At 56.7% G+C, this 2,654-nt stretch carries 3 protein-coding genes; 1 reads left to right on the forward strand and 2 read right to left on the reverse strand.

Annotation, left to right across the window (positions count from 1 at the left end; all coding sequences use genetic code 11):
• Positions 1 to 631 (forward strand): TonB-dependent receptor (locus tag GIW04_RS29695; RefSeq protein ID WP_236479529.1); only part of this gene is annotated, 631 nt, incomplete at its 5' end.
• Positions 632 to 771: 140 nt separating this feature from the next.
• On the opposite strand, the gene GIW04_RS29700 is transcribed toward GIW04_RS29695, so the two are convergent.
• Both GIW04_RS29700 and GIW04_RS29705 read right to left on the reverse strand, forming a co-directional pair.
• Positions 772 to 1,779 (reverse strand): ABC transporter substrate-binding protein, encoded by a 1,008-nt coding sequence (locus GIW04_RS29700; protein WP_120248128.1) that lies wholly within the window; start codon positions 1,777 to 1,779, stop codon positions 772 to 774.
• 131 nt (positions 1,780 to 1,910) lie between these two features.
• Positions 1,911 to 2,360 carry a hypothetical protein gene (locus tag GIW04_RS29705; RefSeq protein ID WP_044274081.1) on the reverse strand — a complete coding sequence of 150 codons (450 nt, stop codon included), beginning with the start codon at positions 2,358 to 2,360 and terminating at the stop codon, positions 1,911 to 1,913.
• Between the last annotated feature and the right edge of the window lie 294 nt (positions 2,361 to 2,654).

The following is a 2,654-nucleotide window of genomic DNA, read 5'->3' on the forward strand; positions in this document are numbered from 1 at the left end:
CAATACCACTACCCAAGTGTTCGACGTGTCCACCGGCAAGCAATGGGAAATCGGCAGCAAGTTCGATTACCTGCAAGGTAGGGGCTCCGCCACGGTCGCGGCCTACAAGATCGAACGCAAGGACTTTGCCGTCACCGACCCGCTGGACCCGACCAGCAGCATCCCGGTGGGCGCGCAGTCGTCCAAGGGCATCGAACTGGCCAGCTCGTTGCATATCACACCGAAACTACTGGCCGAAGGCAACTTTGCCTGGGTGGACGCGCAGTACGATGAGTTCAACGAAAAAACCGCCAGCGGCGCCGTGGTGTCGCGCAAGGGCAACACGCCGACCAACGTGCCCAAGCGTGTGGGCAACCTCTGGCTGACCTACGACTTTGCCGAGGATTGGCAAGGTGGCGTGGATGCGCGCTACGTCGCCCAGGTGTATGCAGACAACGCCAACACCCAGACCGTGCCGGCGTATACGCTGTTTGGCACATTCCTGCGCTATAAGCTGGATGCGAACACCTCGGTCACCGGGCGGGTGCGTAACCTGACCAACGAGGTGTATGCCGAGTTTGCCCATGTGTCGCCGGCGTACTATCTGGGGTCACCGAGGACCTTTGAGCTGGCTGTACAGACCAAATTTTAAAGCTCAAACACAATCAAATGTGGGAGCTGGCTTGCCTGCGATAGCGGTGGGTCAGCATAAAAATAGGTTGTCTGACACTCGGTCATCGCAGGCAAGCCAGCTCCCACATTTTGATCTTCACTGGATACCAAGACTGGCGCTTACTTGAGGCTCGCCTCGACCTTCTGCGCCACATCGGCCGTCAACCACGCCTTCCACACCTGTGGATGTTCCTTGAGAAACGCCTGGGCCACCTCCCGAGGGGGCGTATGGCGCTCGCTCATCGTCGCCAAGGCTTTGTTAAGCGGCTCGATGGGAAACTCGACCTTCTCGAAGAACTCGGCAATGTGTGGATGTTCCTGCTGGAACGGCGTCGATACGCCAATGCTCAACTTGGACGCCAACGAGCGCGTCGGCTTCGGGTTCGGGTTGTCCGCGTCAGTGAGGGTCTTCCACGCATCTGCATCAAATGGCGGTTCTTCCAACTGGATCAATTTGTAGCGCCCCATCAACGGGGTCGGCGACCAGTAGTAGAACAGCACGGGCTTGCCCCGGCGAATCGACGAGGCAATCTCCGCATCCAGCGCTGCGCCTGACCCGCTGCGGAAGTTCACGTAGCTGTCGTCCAGGCCATAAGCCTTGAGCTTCTGTTTGTTGACCACTTCGGAGGTCCAGCCAATAGGGCTGTTGAGAAAGCGTCCCTTGCCTGGAGACTCAGGGTCTTTGAACACGTCCTTGTAACGCGCCAGGTCCTGTACGCTTTTGAGGTCCGGTGCCAGGGGTTTGAGCCCTTTTGCCGGGTCACCCTTGACCACGTATTCCGGCACCCACCACCCTTCGGTGGCGCCTTTGACGATATCGCCCAGGCCCGTCACCTTGCCTTCGGCTTGCGCCTTGACCCACACCGGGCTGCGGCCAGCCCACTCCTCGCCGATCACCTGGATATCATTCTTGGCCAGGGCGGTTTCCAGGGTGATGGTGGTGCCTGGCAAGGTGTCGGTGGGCAGGTCATAACCCTTCTCGACGATAAAACGCAGGACTTCTGTGATCAGGCTGCCGCTTTCCCAGTTCAGGTCGGCAAAATGCACCGGTGCCTGGGCAGCCGATACCGGCAATGACAGAGTCAGGGTCGTCAGGCCCGCCGCCAGCAGTGACTTCAATCCTTTCATGCCTGTGCACCTCGCGTTTTCGCAGTCATGGCGAACGGCTTTGCTGCGAATGCGCGAAGCCTCTGAATAGTTAAGTCAACTCAACTGTAGTAGAGGTTCCAAAAGACAAAGATGCACAGCGTATTTATCGCCTACTCGCTGGCCTTGAAGGTCACCAGCTCACCCTTGCGCCATTTGGCGGCTTTGCCCGTCACGGCCTTCAGGGTTTTGGTCAACCCTTCTTGCAATTGCTCATGGGCAGCGAATACCAGCATCACGCTGTGGCCTTCCTTGAACACAATACCCTGGCCTTCGTTCGATGACACAAAGGCATAGTCGCCGAGGCCGTACACGGTCAACTTGATGTCGCGAAACCTCAATTCGAACTTGCCACCCTCGCGGCTGGGCAACACCGAAGCGCGAAAATGGTCGCCCACTTTGAGTTCCAGGCGCGGCTTGTCATCCACGACCAGCGCCGTTTCAGTATCGATCTCGGCGATATAAATACCTTCCGGCGTCTGTTCAGTGATGTAGACAAACCGAGATTGAAACTGCTTGACCAACTTAGCGCGCAAATCACCCAGCACGAATAACGCGTGCATATCCAGATTACTGACTGCCAAGGAAACGCCCCCACATCAAAAAAGCGCTGGCCGCCGAAGCGAGCAGCACAAAAAATAGCCGTTACGACACGATCATAGAGTCATTAAAAAACTGAAGAGAACGCGTAAGGCTAGTACAGACATCTGCGGCGGACCTCATGCAAGGTCATCCGGTGGTACAGCAAATCACAGGTTCAACGACCCGAGAATACAGGTCGACCAACTTCAGAGAATAACCCGATTAAAAGTGCAGTTTTCCGACACTCAACACAAAAAATACGCAAGACATGGAAC

The sequence above is a fragment of the Pseudomonas sp. PA-4-8C genome (assembly GCF_021606625.1).
GTDB lineage: Bacteria > Pseudomonadota > Gammaproteobacteria > Pseudomonadales > Pseudomonadaceae > Aquipseudomonas > Aquipseudomonas lactis.